The sequence below is a fragment of the Campylobacter concisus genome, from assembly GCF_002914005.1.
Lineage (GTDB): Bacteria > Campylobacterota > Campylobacteria > Campylobacterales > Campylobacteraceae > Campylobacter_A > Campylobacter_A concisus_N.
Genome location: NZ_POZU01000053.1, coordinates 1 through 433, shown reverse-complemented (window position 1 = coordinate 433; position 433 = coordinate 1). Strand labels below are relative to the sequence as shown.

General features: G+C 46.9%; 1 pseudogene. It reads right to left on the bottom strand.

Going from position 1 to position 433, the window contains the following annotated elements:
• Positions 1-85: 85 nt before the first annotated feature.
• Positions 86-433 (bottom strand): annotated as a pseudogene (locus CYP54_RS05880) (riboflavin synthase); the annotation flags it as partial.

Sequence of the window (433 nt, the reverse complement as noted above, 5' to 3'; positions counted from 1 at the left end):
TTCAGTTAGAGAAAATGTCACATAACGTGAGGATCGCGGGCAAATGTGGCGGTTGAAAATTTAAGTGGCTTGGTGAATATCGGGCACGTGGCGAGTCGATGTAGAAATCAAATCCGTTTTCATGCTTTTTTATAGCCGAGAGCACGCCGGTAAAGTCGATATGTCCTGGCATCAGATGCCCATCTACGCGCTCTCGAGCTTAATCGCTGGCTCGATATGCACCAAGCCACTTAAATTTTCAGCCGCGACTTTTGCCCGGCTCTCTGCGCTTGGCTCCACGCTAAAGCCATCTTCATATAGTTTGGTTACACTTAAGCATGCGCCATTTACTGCTATGCTGTGGCCTAAATTTGGGCGGAATTTAGCCTTTAGCCGTAAAACGTTTTGCGAGTAGCTAATGACATCGGCAAGCTCTCTGATTAAGCCATTAAAC